The organism is Paraconexibacter antarcticus, from assembly GCF_024220175.1.
Lineage (GTDB): Bacteria > Actinomycetota > Thermoleophilia > Solirubrobacterales > Solirubrobacteraceae > Paraconexibacter > Paraconexibacter antarcticus.
Genome location: NZ_CP098502.1, coordinates 3817375 through 3834513, shown reverse-complemented (window position 1 = coordinate 3834513; position 17139 = coordinate 3817375). Strand labels below are relative to the sequence as shown.

At 67.8% G+C, this 17139-nt stretch carries 14 protein-coding genes, 1 tRNA gene and 1 riboswitch; of the genes, 8 read left to right on the top strand and 7 right to left on the bottom strand.

From position 1 onward, the window contains the following. Window positions 1-63: 63 nt before the first annotated feature. The 8 genes from NBH00_RS18705 to NBH00_RS18670 all read left to right on the top strand — a co-directional run bounded on the left by NBH00_RS18705 (window position 64) and on the right by NBH00_RS18670 (window position 9803). Window positions 64-1005 (top strand): hypothetical protein, encoded by a 942-nt coding sequence (locus NBH00_RS18705; protein ID WP_254570095.1) that lies wholly within the window; start codon window positions 64-66, stop codon window positions 1003-1005. After that, a complete protein-coding gene (locus NBH00_RS18700) occupies window positions 1002-1295 on the top strand; it encodes a hypothetical protein (protein WP_254570094.1) in 294 nt (97 codons plus the stop codon). Before NBH00_RS18705 ends, NBH00_RS18700 begins: the two co-directional genes overlap by 4 nt. Continuing rightward, the gene (locus NBH00_RS18695; RefSeq protein WP_254570093.1) at window positions 1292-3067 is read left to right on the top strand and encodes an ATP-binding protein; all 1776 of its coding nucleotides are present in this window, start codon (window positions 1292-1294) and stop codon (window positions 3065-3067) included. The genes NBH00_RS18700 and NBH00_RS18695 overlap by 4 nt, the downstream gene beginning before the upstream one ends. Then, entirely contained in the window at window positions 3067-4332 is a 1266-nt protein-coding gene (locus NBH00_RS18690; RefSeq protein ID WP_254570092.1) for an exonuclease SbcCD subunit D, read from the top strand. Before NBH00_RS18695 ends, NBH00_RS18690 begins: the two co-directional genes overlap by 1 nt. Next, on the top strand, window positions 4329-7331 hold the full coding sequence (locus NBH00_RS18685) for an AAA family ATPase (protein ID WP_254570091.1): 3003 nt from the start codon (window positions 4329-4331) through the stop codon (window positions 7329-7331). The genes NBH00_RS18690 and NBH00_RS18685 overlap by 4 nt, the downstream gene beginning before the upstream one ends. Window positions 7332-7946: 615 nt before the next feature. Beyond that, window positions 7947-8480 (top strand): MGMT family protein, encoded by a 534-nt coding sequence (locus NBH00_RS25615; protein WP_367401266.1) that lies wholly within the window; start codon window positions 7947-7949, stop codon window positions 8478-8480. After that, window positions 8443-8530, top strand: a tRNA-Arg gene (locus NBH00_RS18675). The genes NBH00_RS25615 and NBH00_RS18675 overlap by 38 nt, the downstream gene beginning before the upstream one ends. Window positions 8531-8624: 94 nt before the next feature. Next, window positions 8625-9803: a tyrosine-type recombinase/integrase gene (locus NBH00_RS18670; RefSeq protein WP_254570090.1), complete on the top strand. Its 1179-nt coding sequence runs from the start codon at window positions 8625-8627 to the stop codon at window positions 9801-9803. Here NBH00_RS18670 and NBH00_RS18665 read toward each other — a convergent pair. From NBH00_RS18665 to NBH00_RS18635, 7 genes are all read right to left on the bottom strand, one after another. After that, complete coding sequence (locus NBH00_RS18665; RefSeq protein ID WP_254570089.1) at window positions 9772-10002, bottom strand: helix-turn-helix domain-containing protein; 231 nt, start codon at window positions 10000-10002, stop codon at window positions 9772-9774. The genes NBH00_RS18670 and NBH00_RS18665 overlap by 32 nt on opposite strands. A gap of 395 nt (window positions 10003-10397) precedes the next feature. Continuing rightward, complete coding sequence (locus tag NBH00_RS18660; RefSeq protein WP_254570088.1) at window positions 10398-11186, bottom strand: tyrosine-type recombinase/integrase; 789 nt, start codon at window positions 11184-11186, stop codon at window positions 10398-10400. A 192-nt stretch (window positions 11187-11378) separates the two neighbouring features. Then, on the bottom strand, window positions 11379-12662 hold the full coding sequence (locus NBH00_RS18655) for an IS1380 family transposase (protein WP_254569020.1): 1284 nt from the start codon (window positions 12660-12662) through the stop codon (window positions 11379-11381). Between the two features lie 47 nt (window positions 12663-12709). After that, on the bottom strand, window positions 12710-13252 hold the full coding sequence (locus tag NBH00_RS18650) for a hypothetical protein (protein WP_254570087.1): 543 nt from the start codon (window positions 13250-13252) through the stop codon (window positions 12710-12712). Window positions 13253-14217: 965 nt separating this feature from the next. Continuing rightward, window positions 14218-15108, bottom strand: coding sequence for an IS3 family transposase (locus NBH00_RS18645; RefSeq protein ID WP_254569052.1), 891 nt, complete (start codon window positions 15106-15108; stop codon window positions 14218-14220). Further along, complete coding sequence (locus NBH00_RS18640) at window positions 15105-15407, bottom strand: transposase (RefSeq protein WP_254569053.1); 303 nt, start codon at window positions 15405-15407, stop codon at window positions 15105-15107. The genes NBH00_RS18645 and NBH00_RS18640 overlap by 4 nt, the downstream gene beginning before the upstream one ends. Window positions 15408-15475: 68 nt before the next feature. Further along, window positions 15476-16348 carry a hypothetical protein gene (locus NBH00_RS18635; RefSeq protein WP_254570086.1) on the bottom strand — a complete coding sequence of 291 codons (873 nt, stop codon included), beginning with the start codon at window positions 16346-16348 and terminating at the stop codon, window positions 15476-15478. Window positions 16349-16851: 503 nt separating this feature from the next. Continuing rightward, window positions 16852-17026: riboswitch (cyclic di-AMP (ydaO/yuaA leader) on the top strand. The last annotated feature ends 113 nt before the right edge of the window (window positions 17027-17139 follow it).

Genomic DNA, 17139 nt, shown 5'->3' with positions numbered 1-17139 from the left:
GCCATCAGCGGAGCAGACCAAGGCCGGTTGTCCGAACATGGTGAGACGCTGTCGTGTTGCGTCATGACCGACTTGTTCTTCGAAGACTGGGCTGCGAGTTACGGCTCGCCATATCTGATTGGCGACGATCAGCCTGATGGTGCCGCGGCATTGGCCGAGCAGGCTGACGGGATGCGTATCGCCCCGGCCCCGTGTGAGCCGCGTCCGGCCGCATTCGTCGACGGCGTGCGGCGGGGGGAGGGGCTGCTGTATCGCCAGAGCGACGACGGGGCGCTCCTACGCGGGACGGTCGGCGCCTACGGGTGCGGGGCGGTGCTGTGCTCGGCGGGCAGGGTTCCGGTCTACGGGCCGATCCAGACCGGGCGGTTCGTCATCTTCGGCGGCGGCGTGCCCGTGGCGCTTCCCGGGGTGGACGGATACCAGTGGGAGGCGATCGCGATCGCCTCCACGGAGCCGGATGCGCCACTTCAAGAGCTGCAGACCCGCATGCGGATGGCGGAGGGCAACCTTGCCGAACGGCTCGCGGCGGACGGGTGGCTGGCGATCGTCGACGGGCCACTGAGCTTCGTGCGCTCGCGCGACCTCCCGGTCGTCGGTCTGGTCAAGACGCACCATCGCCCGCTGCTACCCCCCGACCAGCACCGCCTCGTCGCGACCCTGCTTTGCGGCGAGCGCACACCGTTGTTCGTCCTCGGCACCGATCGCTACTCGTGCTACGTGCGCATCGCGGTGCCAGGGCCGCGCTCAAGCCCGTGGCACGGCATCGTTCGGCTCGAACTGCCGCAGTCCGCCGGCATCGAGGTCGCACGCAAGACCGTCGACGAGGTCACGTGTGTGCTGCCGCGCTACGCCGGCATCGCGCACCGTGACCCGCGAGCCCCGCAGAACCTGCAGCCGGTCGGCGCACTGGAGAAGCAGCTGCGCCGCCGGCTGGGTAACGCGCGGCTAGCCAGCCGCGCGGCACGTATCGCCGTCGACCGGCACCACACCCAGGAGACCGCATGAAACCAGGCGACTGGGTCCGCACCAACGAGCCGGTGATGGGCTTTGCGCAGGGTCCCTACCCAGACGAGCACGGCGACGGCGCGCCGCGCGAGATTCCCGCCGACGCCCTATGCGAGGTCGTCTCGATCGACCGCACCCTCGGTTGGGTGACGATCCATTTCGACCTTGATGACTCAGGTCCGAAACAGCCCTATCGGGTCGAGGCGATCGTGGAGCCCGAAACGCTGACCATCGGCAAGCGTCCGCAGCTGCCTCCCATGATCCCAGAAGAAACCGAGTTCCCACCGTGACCGACATCACCGACATACCCAACGACCGGCTCGGCGCGATCGACGGCGCCGCCGCGATCAACACGCGACGCTTCTCCGTTGTCCTTGACGACACCGCCACCGTCCAATTGGACGAACTGGTGGTCAGTCGCCAGACGCTGCCGTCGGGGGTGGAGGTCGCTCACTACGGCATCGTGACCGAGCAGACCGGAGTCATCGAGGGGGCGGAGCTGCCGTCGGATACACGGCACATCGCACTGACCCAGACGATGCCCGGTCAAACCAGCCGCTGCGCGGAGATCAGCGTGCTACGCACCGACCCCGAGCTGTGGGTAGCGCCAAACCCCGGGGCTACGGTCGCTCAAGCGCGTGGGGCCGATCGCGAGAAGGCACTGTTCTTGGATCAGATGGACGGCGGGAGGCTGGCGATCGGCTTTGATCAGGAACAGCAGCCGATCTACGGCGACTTCAGCTTCATGAACGGCGTGCAGGGCGGCCACGTCTCGATTAGCGGCATCAGCGGCGTCGCGGCGAAGACGAGCTACGCGCTGTTCTTGCTCTACATGATCCTCGAAACCCCGCAAGGCCGAGCGCTGCTGGGTCCGGCCGCCACCCAGACACGCGCGCTGGTCTTCAACGTCAAGGGCGAAGACCTCATGCACCTGGACCGCGCGCACAAGAACCTCAACGATGAGCGTCGCGCCCAGTGGGCCGCGCTCGATGTACCGGACCCCCAGCCGTTCGGGTCGGTGGACTTCTTCGCACCGCCGCAGCCAGGCGGCGAGCAGGGCGAGCAGCTGGTGTCGAGCGCTCAGTCGCGTCCCAGCGCAACGATCTACGGCTGGACGCCCGAACGATTCATCCGCGAAGGGCTGCTGCGGTTCTGCCTGACCGATTCGGATGATCGCAGCACCCAGGTCGGCTTCGTTGAACAGGTCGTCCGTGCCGAACTTGCCCGCCACGCCTACCCCTTGGATAGCGAACCCGGTGCCGTGGTGATCTGCGACGAACCGCACTCCACATCGCGCACCTTTGAGCGGATCGTCGGCAGCCGCCCACCGGCCAAGTCCGCCGGTGCCGGTCACGTCGTGCGTGACTTCTACGACCTGCTCGACGTGCTCGACGTCCGCCTTGACCCCGACGGCCCCCACAACTGGAGCGGCAACACCCAGCAGGGCACGGTCATGGCGTTCCTGCGACGGATCATGGCGCTCGCTCCACGCCTTGGCCATCTGATCCGAATGGGCGTTCAGCCCGTCGAAATGAACAAGGCAGTGACCGTTGTGGACATCCATGGCCTGCACGATTCTGCCCAACGATTCGTGGTCGGGGCGCTCGTCTCCGGCGTCTTCGAGGAGAAGCAGGCGACCGGCCGCGAGCCGCTTCGGTTCGTGATGCTCGATGAGCTCAACAAGTACGCACCGCGCGACGGTCACGGTCCGCTACGCGAGCTATTCGTTGACATCGCCGAACGCGGCCGCTCGCTCGGCGTGCTGCTGATCGGCTGCCAACAGGCCGCCGGCCGGGTCGCCGAACCGGTGGTCCGCCAGCCCGCCCTGAAGATCTGCGGACGCCTCGACGCCACCGAGGCCTCCGAGTACAAGTTCCTCACCGCCGAGTTGCGCGAACGCGCAACCCGGTTCCTGCCCGGCACCATGGTCTGCTCCCAGCCGCGGATCCCCGTTCCGGTGCCGCTGCGCTTCCCGTTCCCGCCGTACGCGACGAACACGGGTGACGCCGCCATGACCGCAGCCGAGCAGGCGCAAGGCGTGGCCGCGTTCGAGGCGCTCTGATGGCGGTCATCTTCCACACCTCTGACTGGCACGTCGGCAAATCGCTGGCCCGCCTCTCCCGGGAAGAAGACCACCGCGCAGTACTGGCGGAGATCGTCACCCAGGCACGTCAGGTCAAACCCGACCTGATCATTCACTCCGGCGACGTCTTTGACAGCTTCCGTCCGGCCACCGCCGACATGCGCCTCGCGCTCTCGACCCTGAACAGCCTTGGCCGGATCGCCCCAACCGTCGTGCTGGCCGGCAACCACGACTCACCGTCCCTCCTGGAGGTGTTCTCGCTGCTGATGGGAGAGCACGCCCCGGTGCAGTTTGTGCCACGCGCAAAGCATCCGGACCGTGGCGGCATCCTCGACTTCCCCTCGCGCGACGGCTCCCAGCGGCTGCGACTAGCGCCGATGCCATTCGTGCACGCCAACCGGCAGGTGGACTGGTTCGACGATCCGCGCCGCTTCATGGGCAAGTACGCCGAGCAGCTGCAGGTGATGAACCAGCTTCTGCATCAGGGTCTGGAAGCCGGCTATGACCCCGTCCGAGACGTGCTGCTCTACGCCGCCCACTTGCATGTCAGCGGCGCGCACCTATCGGGCACCGAGCGCCCACTGCACGTGTCCGACACCTACGCGGCGGAGGCCGGCAGCCTGCCTACCGTGTCCTACACTGCGCTCGGCCACATCCACAAGCCCCAGCAACTCCCGGGCAGGCCGGCGTGCTATGTCGGCTCCCCGATGCAGCTGGACTTCGGCGAGGCCGGCCAGGAGAAGTCGTCAATCATGGTGGTCGCCGAGCCAGGTCGCCCGGCCGACATCACGCGGCTGCCGCTCAACTCCGCCCGGCCGCTGCGCGTGCTTCACGGAACCATCGAGGAGATCACCGCCGCAGCGCCCGACGTGGATCGCGAACTGGTCCGCGTCATCGTGCAGACCCAGGACCCGATCCCCGACCTTGCCGACACGATCGTGGGGCTGCTGCCCAACGCAACGCTGGTGGAGGTCGTCGAGGACGTCGCGAGCCGCCGCCTACAGGTCCTGGACCCCGACGCCCTGGACCCCGATGAACCCGAGCCGACCTACGAGCAGCTGCTGACGACCTACCTGGAGGAACGCGCCACTCGCGACTCCGACGTCCCCGCGCTACAGGTGCAGACGCTGTTTGCAGCCATGAGACACGAGACCGAAGAAGGTGAAGATCCGCCGATCGACGGGCTGAGGAACCTGCTCGACGCGGAGCTACCCCGCCCGCCCTCCCGCGTCGTGCGGACATGAGACCCCTCGAGCTACGACTGACCGGCCTGCGGTCCTACCGGACCGACACCACCGTCGACTTCTCAGACGTCAGCCTGCTGGCAATCATCGGCGCGACCGGCTCGGGCAAGAGCAGCCTCCTCGAGGCAATCACCTACGCGCTCTACGGCACCGCCACCTGGGGCGGGCGCAACGTCAAGTCACTCATCGCCGACGGGTCCCTTCGTATGACCGTCAGCTTGACCTTCGACGCCGACGGGCAGCAGTGGAAGATCACGCGTAGCGCACCCAGCGGGAACTATCCGCCGAGCACCCAGGAGCTCGTATGCCTGAGCGACCCTGAGCGACCGAAAGTCGACGGCTCCACCGAAGTCAAAACGCGGATCCAGGCGCTGGTCGGCCTTGACTACGACGGGTTCAAGTCATGCGTGCTCCTGCCCCAGGGCCGCTTCGACCAACTGCTGAAGTCCGCCACAGCCGAACGTGTCGGCATCCTCAAGGGGATTCTCGGGCTCGACGCGCTCGACCAGACCCGAGGCCGCGCCCAGGCTCTGGAAGCCGTGGTCACCGCCCGCTACGAGGAACTCCTACGAGCTCGCGGCCAGTTCATGCCGGACCCGCATGCCGAACACACCAGCGCCACGGCGACCATCGCCGAACTCACCCCGCGCGCCGACGAGCTAGAGAAGCTGGAACAGCGTGCGCAGGCGCTGCTGGAGGAGGCCCGCGCCGACCTCGGCGAGGAGAAGGACGCGACCGCGGGCGCCGACCGGATCACCGACCTCAACGACGCGGCGCTGATCGACCGCCTGCGCACCCTCGAGCAGCTCGAAGCTGACCTCGTTCGACGCCATTCAGACGCGGCTGCTGCGGCCCAGGTCGCCGAACGCGACGCCGCCGCAGCCCGCGCCGCCATCAACGAGGCATCCGAGCAGCACCGCTCGACGGTGGCCATCACCCGCATGCTCGGCACGCTCGATACGGCAAACAGCGCCCTGCGCGCGATCATCGAGGACCGCGCCGCATCCCAGCGACGGCGCGCCGAACTCGCCGAGGACCTGACGACGCTCGACGTGCTTCGCGAGCGAAATACAGAGCTCCAACGAACCCTGACGCAACACGTAGAAGCGGAACAGAGTGCCGAGTCCGCCGCCCGCGAGGCGAAGCACGCCGCCGACCAAGTGCTCGGGTCGATCACGCAGATCGTCAGCGCCCGCCAGCACCTCAACTCAACAGAACTGGCTTTGAAGGGTCTCAGCGCCGGCCTCGCGCTCGCCCAGGAGCATGAGATCGCTGTGAGAGCCGCCCACGATGAGGCGTTTGCCAGTAAGGCCGCCGCTCAGCTGAAGATGGTCGCCGTGCAGCGCGACCAGGCCGCCGCGACAGCCGCTCACGGCTGCCAGCCGGGGGAGGCCTGCCCAGTCTGCGCCCAGACGCTGCCCGGCACGTTCATCGCGCCGCAGTTCACCATCGATCACGCCGCGATGGCGACAACGCTGGCCGCCGCCGAGGAGACCGAGCGAGCCGTCTTCAGCGAGCTCACCCGCCTGCAAGCCGCGGTGGGTACCGCGACCACACAACACGCCGACGCGACCGACAACCGCGATCGGGCGGCAGTAGCGTGGGCACAGGTCGCGCACACGCCACTGCCCAACGACCTGGACCCAGCGACACTCGCCGACGACGAGCCGACCCACGCGCAGGTCAACGCTCCGGCAAACCTGGCGGTCGAGCAGTACCGAGCCGCCACATCGGCGCGGTCAACAACCGAAGGCGAGCACCAGCGAGCTAACGCGACGCTCGAGGCGAAGCAGAACGAGCTCAAGCGCCGCGACGGCGACCTCCGTAGCGAAGTTGAGGCCTCCGCCAAGCGCGAAGCAGAGGTCCGGGGCCGCCTCGCGCAGCTGCCGTCCTGGGCTGACGTGCCGCAGAGCGCGGCCCCGATCGAGCTCGCCGAGGCCGAAGCACGGCTCGAGGCCGCGCTGGAAGAGGCCAAACATCGGGACGCGGTCGGGGAGAGCACCGCCGATACCGCCAAGGCGTGCCAAACGGCGCTCAACGAGGCCCAACAGCGCATCCAGACCGAGATCCACGGACCAGCACTGAGCGAACGAGCCACGCTGCACACCCTCGCCGCCGAAGTCAACCGCCATCACGAACAACCCCTGCCGAAGCTGGCAACCAGCGCATCGATCGGTGAGCTGATCAGCGCCGGCGAGCAGATCACCACTGCCGCGCAGCAGATGCTTACGCAGCTGCAGGACACCGCCACCCGGGCCCGCGCAGCCGCCCAGTCCAAGCAGCAGGAAGGCTCCAGGATGGTGAGCGCTGCGGGGTTTGAGAACTCCGCGCAGGTGCATGAAGCCGTGATCGACGTCGTCGCCGAGCTAAAGACCGCGACCTCCCAGCGCGAGCAGGCAGCCGCGCAACTCAAGCCGGCCGCAGAGCTTGACGCCATGCTGAGCCAAGCCCAACAGCTGCGGGCCGGGTTGCACGAGCTCGCGTTCCAGCTGGGCGACGGGAGATTCACCGGCTACGTCGTCGCACAGCGACAGCGGGCACTCCTCATCTTGGCCAGCGGAATCTTCGGAGACGTCACCGCCGGCCAGTACGGGTTCACCGAGGATTTCAAGATCGTCGACCGCCAGACCGGCGCAGCGAGGACGCCCGAGACACTATCCGGCGGAGAGACCTTCCTCGCCAGCCTCGCGCTCGCGCTCGGCCTCGTCGAACTGGCCGGGCGCAGTGGCGGTCGCCTGCAGGCCCTGTTCCTCGACGAAGGCTTCGGCAGCCTCGACCCCGATGCACTCGACCAGGCCCTCAACGAGCTCGAACGCCGCGCCGACACCGGTCGCCTGATCGCCATGATTAGCCACGTCCCCGCGATCGCCGAACGCATCGAGCAAGTCCTACACGTCACCAAGACCCCGCAAGGCTCCGCAGTGCGGTTGCTCACCGACGAGCAGCGCGCCGAGTTGCTCATGCACGACGCCACTGAACAGGCCGCCGCGGCAACCTGAACGACAGCGCGGCCGTGCGCGCCGGGGGCGACCACCGCCCACACCTCAGTAGTCGGGTGTGCGGCGACCTGGTGGGTCATCGGTGATGTGCCCACTGGCGTCCTGCGCGACCGTCGGGGCGGAAACCCGAAGGTCGGAAATCGGCCCGACCGCCTCGCCGCTGGGGCAACAATGGGGCAACACGCCCCACGCATTCCAGCGAAGCTCGCCGGGCGCTTCATATGCCTAAAGGTGCCGATTTGCTGGGTATTCCACGACGTGAAGTAGCCGCAGAGAGCTCGCGGAGACGCCTCATAACCCGAAGGTCGCAGGTTCGAATCCTGCCCCCGCTACTACGAAACGCCCCTCTCGCCAGGGGCGTTTCGTGCTTAAGGATGCCTGCAAATCGACTCTATTCGGTCGGCGGACCTGACGGCGCTTGAAACGCGTCACGGTGACGCTATTTGGCGCAATAGCGCTCATGGGGCAACGGATGGGGCAACACGCGCTTTTTGAGCGCCCGGGGACGCCTCCGTTGGGGCCCGCTCGTCGCGCGACAACCTGGCCCTCGCGTCACCTCACGGCCGGCTCGCGCGGTGGCGCAAGCCGCCCTCGCGCCACTGGCCCCGACTCGTAATGAAGGGGTCAGCGGTTCGAATCCGCTCGTCGGCTCTCGAAAACGCCCATGAAATAGGCGTTTTCGCGTTTTCGAGGCATGGTTATGTCGGCGAAAGTCGGTCGGAGGTAACTCTGGGGGTAACACCCGGTTTCGCCGGCGACGGTCTCGCGAGCGCCGGGTCGCCGATCTGGGCGCTCGACGCCCGGCTCTCGGTGACGACGAACGCTCGTCGCCAAGCCCGCGCTAGGTTGCCGTCCATGGGTCGCGAGGACGTGGGGGAGGACTCGGGCGGGGAACTGCTGCAGGCGATGCGAGAGATCCCGGCCGGACGCGTCCAGACCTACGTCGATCTCTGTCCTGGGGCGCCGTGGCGCGTCGGGCGAGTCGTCCGCCTTGAGCAGCCGGGTGGGATTCCTTGGTGGCGTGCGGTGAAAGCAGACGGGTCGCTCGGCGGCGGAGAGCACCAACGGGACCTACTTGTCCGAGAAGGCGTTGGGTTCCGCCCGGGGACGCGTGCCCGCGTGGATCTTGCGCGCCATCGGAGCGAGTGACCGTCGGTCTACGGAACCGAAGGTCAGAGGTTCGAATCCTCTCGGGCGCGCTGAGAATTCCCTGTCTTTGCCGGGGTTCTCAGGTTTCCGCGCCTTGGTCGGCATCGGAGTTCGTCCCGAACTTCGTCCCGAAAAGGGGTTGGCGTGGATCGTCTTCTGGTTGGCGCAGGTTCTGGGCATGTGTTCCGGCGTGACGGCGTTCGTGGGGCGGTGTGGTACGCGAAGTACCGCGCACCCGACGGCCGTCAGCGGCAGCGGAGGATCGGTCCGGCCTGGGTCGGGCGGGGCCGGCCGGCGGATGGGTGCTTCACCAAGCGGACCGCTGAGCTGTGGCTCGCGGAGGTCCTCGATCGCGAAGCCGAGCTGGCGGTGCCGGGGAGCAAGGTGGGGGAGGTGCTGTTCAGCGACGCGGCGGCGGAGTGGCTGCGGTACGTCGAGCAGGACCGCGGCTGTAAGCCCTCGACGCTGCGGTCGTATCGCTCGACGGTGAATGGCTGCCTGCTGCCGGCGTTCGGCCACCTGCCGCTTGAGCGGATCACGCAGCGGCAGGTGGAGCGCTGGCGCGCGGGCCTTCTGGTGGGGCCGCGGACGAAGAACAAGTTGCTGGTCGAGCTGCACGGGATCTTCAGGCGCGCCGAGCACGTGTACGGGCTCCGGACCAATCCGGTGGCGGGGATCGAGAAGCTCCGCGCCCCGCAGAAGGTCGACCTGCAGGTATTCACCCCCGCCGAGGTCCGGGCGCTCGTCGCTGCGGCCGCCGGCGCGCAGGACGCGGCGATCTTCCTGACGGCGGCGTTCACGGGGCTGCGCCGCGGCGAGCTGCTGGCGCTGCGGTGGGGTGACGTTGACTTCGCTGGCTGCCTGGTGCGGGTGCGGCAGAGCTACTCAGCCGGGGTGGTGACGACACCGAAGTCGGGGAAGGTCCGCGCGGTCCCACTCGCCCCAGAGGTAGCGGTGGTCCTCGCCCGGCTCGGGCAACGGACCCGGTGGACCGGTGATGAGGACCCGGTGTTCGTCGGCGACCTCGGCGGCTTCCTGGACGGCTCCGCCCTCCGGCGGCGGTACATGAAGGCGCTGGCGGCGGCGGGGCTTCGACCGCTCAGGTTCCATGATCTGCGGCATACGTTCGGGACGCGGATGATTGCCCAGGCCGACATTCTGCGGGTGAAGGAGTGGATGGGTCACGCGGACGTGCAGACGACGATGCGCTACCTGCACTACACGCCCAAGCCCGACGACGCCCAGCTCGTCGCCGCCGCGTTCGCCGGCGACGAGCCCCCGGCCGCGGCGGCTACTGCTGGGCGTGGTCGCGTTGCTGCGTAAGCCACGCCTCAAGGTCTGAGCGGTAGAACCGGCGGTGCCGGCCGATACCGATCGACGGCAACGGCCGGTGCTGCCGGCGCGCGTACTCATAGACGCTCGAACGCGGCACCGACAGCAAGCCCGCGACCTCCTCGGCGGTGAGCAGCGGCTCGCTCAGGTTCACGTCGACCATCGGAAAGAGTTCCAGTTGTTCGTCCATGCCCGGGATGGCGCGAACCAGCCGCCCGCCCGGCGGCCACACTCACAGCCGGGTGTGGCGGCAGCGCGAGAGGCGGGCCAAGCCGAGGAACGAGGCGCTCCCTCTAGACCCCTACCTTCCCGCCGGGCGCTCCGAGGCTCCCTGACTGTCCGCCGTCGATGATGCCTGTTGTTAATCAGCCACGGAGGCGCCCACCGTCGGGTGGTCGCAGGCCTTCACCGGCGCGCTCAACGGCGGCACTCGCTCGGCCGACCACGACCGGCCACGTGGCCAACGTACCCGGCCCCCGTCCTGCGGGGCCGGAGCGGAGGGACGGGACGCTCGGAAGCACGCGGTAGGAACCCTCGACGCCGAGTTCCTCGGGTCCAGTGCGTCGAACCCGTGTCTCCAATTAGCTACGCGCGTCCGCTGGATCGAGGCGGCTTGCGATCCCCGATCGGCGCGACGGCGGTCTCGGGGGCGAGCCCGTCCAGGTAGCTGAGGACCTTGTCGAGGCGGCTCGAACCGAGCTGGTGTCGGATCGCGCGGATGTCGACTCCCTCTTCCCACAGCTGAATAGCGTGGGCGTGTCTGAACTGCTGGGGTGCGACACGACGCTTCACACCTGCTCCTTCGGCAACCCTCTTGAGGCTCCGCCGCACGTCTGCGTCTGACCAGCGCTCGCCCGTCGAGGCCCCGGTTACGACGCAGAAAATGGGTCCCGGCGGCAGCGCCCGGCGCACTTCCATCCACGCGTCAAGGTAGGTCCAGCCGCACGAGTCCATCGCGACCACTCGATCGGTGCCTCGCACTCCACGTCGCACGACGATGCACCGATTCGCGGGTCTCAGGTCACGCGGCTCGAGGTTGAGAGCCTCGCTGATGCGCAACCCCGAGCGCCACAACACGGCGATGAGCGCTTGAAGCCTTAGACGCGAGGTCGAGCCGCCCCCTGTCTCGTACTTGCTGCTGGGATCGTCGAGGTACCTCAGGAGCGCAACCACTTCATCTTCGGTCAAAGGGTCCGGCGGATACTGCTGCCCTTTCGTCTTGGGAACTCGGCCTGCCCCGAAGCCCGGGATGGTGGCGCGGGTGCGCGGAAGCCCGCGACGGTCAAGCAGGGCTTCGGCTGCGGCGACCTCGCGCTCGGCGTCAGCGATCGCCCTCGCTTGAAGCGAGGTGCCGTCATCTAAGCCTCGATCCACCGTTCGCCTTGATGTGGGCCGCGTCAGCGGCCGAGTGGGTCAGCTCGGGGTGGCGGCGCGGGTGATCGAGCGCGCTGAGGGATTCGCAGTGCGGGTGGGGCCAGTTGAGGCCGTCGCGGTGGCGTGAGTTTGGGTGGTCGCGGGCAGGCCGAGGCCAGCGGTCCTGCGGCTGAACGTCGGGAGCCCCTGGTGTCAGGCGGGTGGCGGCAGCGCCCGGATCAGGTCTAGGGCGGTGAGGAAGTCCTGTCGCCAGGGCCAGCGGGCGGGCATCCGCAGCAGCGTGCGGCGGCCGCTGCGGGCGAGTCGTCCGGGGACCTGAAGCAGCCGCCGGCGGAGGGTCCGCGCGGTGCGGGTGGTGGCGTCCGGGAGGGCGATCTTCTGGGTCCAGCGCAGCAGGTTGTGCGCGAGCGCGGCGATCACGGTCCAGGCGGCGTTGGCGTGGTACTTGCCCGAGGGGAAGTGCGCGAGCGCCTGATCTTTGAGGTCGCGGATCGCGAGCTCAACGACGGCGTGCTGGCGATGCTCAGCCTCGACAATCTGGAGGTCGTCGGTGCGGTTGGTCGCGAACGGGTAGTGCTCCCAACTCGGGAGCAGCTCGCCTTGCTGGGAGAGCGTCCTGACTCGGCGGATGATCATGCGGAAGTCGCCGATCGTGGTCTCGGCGATCTGCGCGACAGAGGTCTTGGGGTAGTCCTCCAAGGTCACCCAGGCGTCCTCGTCGATCGCGTCGACGAGCGCGCGAACGTGAGGCTGCATGCGGATCCCGATCGAGAACTGCCAGCCGGCCCGGTCAAGCCGCACGAACGTCTTCTTCGCCCAGAACCCCGAGTCGGTGCGCAGCAGCTTCGGGCCTGTGGCGCCGGCGCGATCAACGCGGGCGATGAGCTCCTCGCAGAAGCGGAGCATGCCGCGGGAGGTGTTCGCCGAGCCCTTCCGCAGCCGGATGTGGAGGACCTCACCGGTGTCCGCGCGGGTCGCGAGCAGTGGGTGGTAGCCGAGCTTTCGGGTGTAGCCGTAGCCCGCGCCCTGCTTCTTGTAGCCGTGGACCTCGCCGACAAACGAATCAACGTCGATCACCAGCCGCTCGTCGCCCGGGCCGGCGCCCGCGGCCCACGCGCGTTCAAGCGCGAGGCCAAGCACGCGGTCTAGCTGCCTGACGTGCCCGAACGTGAACGCCCGCAGGAACGTGCCGAGCGTTGACGGCGCCGCAACGCGATGCCCGAGTACCGCGCCGGTCTGTCCTGAGCGCAGCAGATCGCAGTCGTCGATGCAGTCCGCACCGAGGACCATCGCCGAGCACATCGTCATGACCTTGCGGCCCGGATTCGCCGCGCCAGGACGGTCGCCGAGATCCACGCACTCTTCGATGAGTTGCTCAAGCCCGAGGCGCTGCGCGAGGAGCGCGGGGAGCATCACCCCAGCGTTCGCGACCGCCCGCTCATCATCGAACACCACGACCGCCGACTCGTTCACCATGAGGGTGACCTCCTGAGCAGAGCCGCGGTCGCCGCGAACGACCGCTTTCAAGCCCTGCTTGGGAGGTCACTCCACTTCAGACCCCGGATGGATCGGTGGATCGAGGCTAAGTCGACGTCATCCTCCGGTCGCGACGGACCGCGCGCTGACAGGGGCGGTGAAGGGGGCAGGTCTGGCACGTTGCCGAGTGGAGGCAGCGGCACCCGAGGTTGCCCAGTGAGTAGGCGCACAAGTTCTTCGCAATACGCGTTGGTGAAGCCCCCGATCGTGAAGCGTTGGAATCCAGCCAGCGCATCAGGGACCGCGCCAGCGCCAATCATCGACGGCAGCTCCACGAGAACGACCTTTCGCCTGAACTCGGCTTGGTCACGGGAGAAGAGTCCATGCAGCGCGTTCGCCTCGGCGGCAGCTCCAGCACCCACCTTGGGATCGTTTCGCCCCTCCCAGCGTTGTTTCCACGGTTCACTAACTGCGATGAGCGTGTAGTCGCGATCTTCGATCGCGCGTGGGCCGAAGTGATGCCAGTTCACTCCCGGCTCATGGAAGTGGAATACGTCGGCGTCGGCGTCGATGCCCTGCTCGCGGAGCAACCTACAAAATGCGTACACCTCGGCTGCCCACTCAGCAACGACCTCCGAGGGCCAGCCCTCGCCGGCATGAGCCCACGTCACGAAGGCAGTAGGGGACGGGCGTAGGGCCATGGTCGAACTGTATGGCTGCAGCAGGCGGCGAACCGCCGTCGTCGGCTACCTCACGGAGGAGGGCAGCGGACTATCTGCTGGTGAAAGTGCTGCACCCGCGTGGGAGGAAGCGCACCGGGCCGGACCGGCAGCTGAGCCGGCGACGCGCGCAGGCGATGCTCTGCGACTCGCTCGGACGTAGCGCCGAAGCTCGCGCGCATGCACGTGACCGAGCTTTGCGTGAGGCCGGCGGCCGACGCTGCCCGTCAGGCTGCAACGACCACTCCATCGCACGCTCACGACCGTCTGTATCGCTCTGCTCGCGCCTGTACTGCCGAATCGCGAGCAAGCTTTGTTGCTCGCAATATTACGCACCCAAGTTTCGGTATTTCGTGCCGACGCTGGTCTGCGTCGTCCGCCGCGACCTGCACCGCGGAGCCGAGTTGCCCGAGCGAGCCGATCGCTCCGGCTTGCCGTCCGGCACCTGCTCCTCCGCCGGCCCCGCGTCTCGCCCGCACCGCGCCTCAGAGCTCTCCGCCGTTGTTCGTTCCGCCTTACCCGGAAAGCCCTTCTCCCACGTCTTCAAGGACGCCTGGCTGTCCCTCCACCACCTGGCTGCCGCTCAGCCCCGTGCTCTATCTCGGTGTGGTCCCGGACTGGGTCTGACCACCTGCTCTCACCCTGGACGAAGTTCATGGTGGGAGCGGGTGGTCAGGCACAGGGAGGGACCACTAACCCCGATGGATACGGGGCTGAGCGGCAGCCCGAGGTTTCCCCCGGGGAAACCATCGGGGGTGCCCGCCGTGCGCCGTCGATGACGTCGTTCTGAGCCGTCCCGGTTTCACGGAGACTTGTTGTTTGGGTTTCCTCTCTCGTCAGTGGGAGAGGGGTGAGCCGGACCGTATCGCGTAGAGGGTCTCGAATTCGACGGGCGGGATGTGACCGATCGCGGAGTGCAGGCGGTCGTGGTTGTACCAGCCGACCCACTCCACAACGGCGAGCTCCAGTTGGGTGCGGGTTTGCCAGACGCGGTCGCGGATCAGCTCGGTCTTGAAGCTGTCCACGAAGCTCTCGGCCATCGCGTTGTCGTACGCGTCACCGGTCGAGCCGAGCGAGCCGAGCACGTCGTTGTCCAGGAGCGCTTGGGTGAAGTCGAAGCTCGTGTATTGCGATCCCCTGTCCGAATGATGGATAAGTTGTAGATCGGCGCCGTGTCGGCGGGTGCCCAAGGCCATCTTCAGCGCGTCGAGCACGAGGTCGGTGCGCATGTGGCCGGCGAGCTGCCAGCCGACGACCCGGCGGGAGTAGACGTCAAGGACGAAGCTGAAGAACCCCACGCCCTCCCACGACTTTAGATACGTGAAGTCGGCGATCCACAGCGCGTCCGGCCGGGTCGCGGTGAACTGGCGGTTGACCAGGTCCGGTCGCCCTGAGCCGGCCGGGTCAGCGACCGTGGTCTTCCACGCTCGGCCGCGGCGCTTGGCCCCGATCAGACCGTCCGCTGCCATGAGCCGCTCAACGCGGCCGCGGCCGACCTGCACGCCCTGACGGCGCAGCGCCTTCCACACGCGCAGCGATCCGTACGCCTCGTAGTTGGCGCGGTACACCGCCCGGATTTGCTCGAGCAACACGGCGTCTTCCTGCGCGCGGGTCGACAACACCCCGGTCGCGCGCTGGTAGAACGCCGAGGGCGAGGTCCCGAGGGTGCGGCAGGTGAGCTCGACAGCGAAGCCGGCCGCCCGCTGCTTTTCGATGAAGGCGCTCACCTCCGCGGGGTCCCGTCGAGCTCCTTGGCGAAAAACACCGAAGCGGCCTTGAGGATCTCGTTCTGCCGCCGCAGTTCCTTGACCTCACGTTCGAGCAGACGCATCCGGTCGCGCTCGACCGTGTTCAGCACGTCGCTGCGCGTTCCGGCGTCGGCCTCGGCGAGCCGCACCCAGTTCCGAAGCGACTCCTTGTGCACGTCCAGGTCGCGGGCGACCTGCGCGATCGGACGCCCGGACTCCAGCACCGTCTTGACGGCCCGCTCACGCAACTCCGGCGGGTACTTCCTTCCACGAGCCATATGACCACGTACTTCCTCTCAACAGACCGAATGCCTGTTTCAGAAGTCCCCGTCGATCCCGGGACGGCTCAGATCATGGGTCCGCCGCCGGACCCCCGGACGGGGCCGGCGGGAAGCGCGGAAGGTGCGCTGAAATTCGTTGCCTGGGCGCGGCGGAGCGTGCGTTGGATTCTCGCTTGTGCGGTACGTAGGTCGCTGACTTCACGCTGGACGTGGTCACGCGAGACACGCACGCCGGCCAGTGCGTCGCGCTTGGCCGTTCTGGCACCGTCGAGGGTGTCTCGAGCCAGCAAGAGTCTGCGACGTGCGCGTGCGATGCTGTCGCGTCGGGCGAGGACGACGTTCGTGAGCGTGTGCTGACGGACCTCAAGGCCCGAGAGTGTGTGCGCCAGAGCGGCCGCTTCCTCGTGCGCTCTACGCACCTTGATCGTGATCCCGCGGTCTTGGTCAGCGACGAGACTGAGAAAGTCCATCCGCTCCAACAGATCTGCGAACCCGGTCGAGTTCAAGACCACGGTGATCAGGTCCGGGCGATCGGCCTCGTAGAGCTCGACCAGTCGCTGCGCCAGGGAGCGACGGACGACGCGCAGCCGTGACCGAAGGCGGGTCCGCCTCGCCCGCTGGCGGCGCAGCGAGCGCTGGGTCGCGGCGAGGGCCGCCTGCTTGCGGTCAAGCTCGACCTGCACAACGTGCTCACGCTGGGAGAGCCTGCCGACATGGCCCTGTAACCGACGGACTCGGGACGTCAGGCCTGCTAGTTGCGTGGTGAGTAGTTGCTCCCGACCACGACGCCGCGATAGCTGTTGCTCGGCCGCTTGAAGGCGGCGCTGGACAGCGGTGAGGCTGGGCGGGGTCGACGTGGCGGTGGAAGGCACCGGAAGCAGTGACCACAGCAGGACAGGCAGAACCACGCCCGCCACGAGAAGCCCGAGGCGGCGCATGGCTTCACCGTAGACCGAACTCCTACAGAGCGTCAAACTTCGCAACGACGGATGCAGAGCGTCAGTACCTGACGGCCGGCGCGCGCACCTGCTGACGGTACGAACGGATGACGGTTCCGTGGCTCCTACATAGAGTAGGTATTCTCGTCGCATGGACGAACCCTCGATTGCCGAGACGGGGCCGCCCGACGCGCCGGACGGTGCTGGTCAGCGGCGAGTGATGAGATACGCGACGCTCGCGCTCGCTCTCGTCTTCGTCGCAGTCGTCGTGGCCTCGCTCGTTCCGATGCTCTCGAGTTCGGACAAAGGACCCGTGCCGGGTATGTCGATGCCACGGACCTCGACTGGGCAAGGCACGTCGGGGGGCGCGATGCCGGGCATGACGATGCCGGCGGCCCCGTCCGGTCGCTGAGCGGCGACGACCAGCCTTTTGGGCTGCGGCGCGAGCAGCTGACAGCTCCGTGCACCGGATCGTGCACGATTCGCTAACCTCCTACATCTCGTCAGAGTAAATGCCGAATCCGCCAACCCTCTGGGGTGTGTGGATCGGGGGAACCATTCGGTCAGGTCCGCTGCGACGGAGTTGGCCGTGGGGCGAATCACCACTACGTGTGGGGTAGGGCATGTCTTTCTGCCCGAGTCCGTCAGCTAACCCCGTAGGCCAACGAAAGAGGGTTGCGGACGTGCCATCATCGATGCGGGAACTGGAAAGCCGCGCGCGACGGACGCTCGCCGCACGTGTGATGAGGGCCCTCTGTGTGGCAGCGATCGCGGCGGCCGTCGGGCCCGCG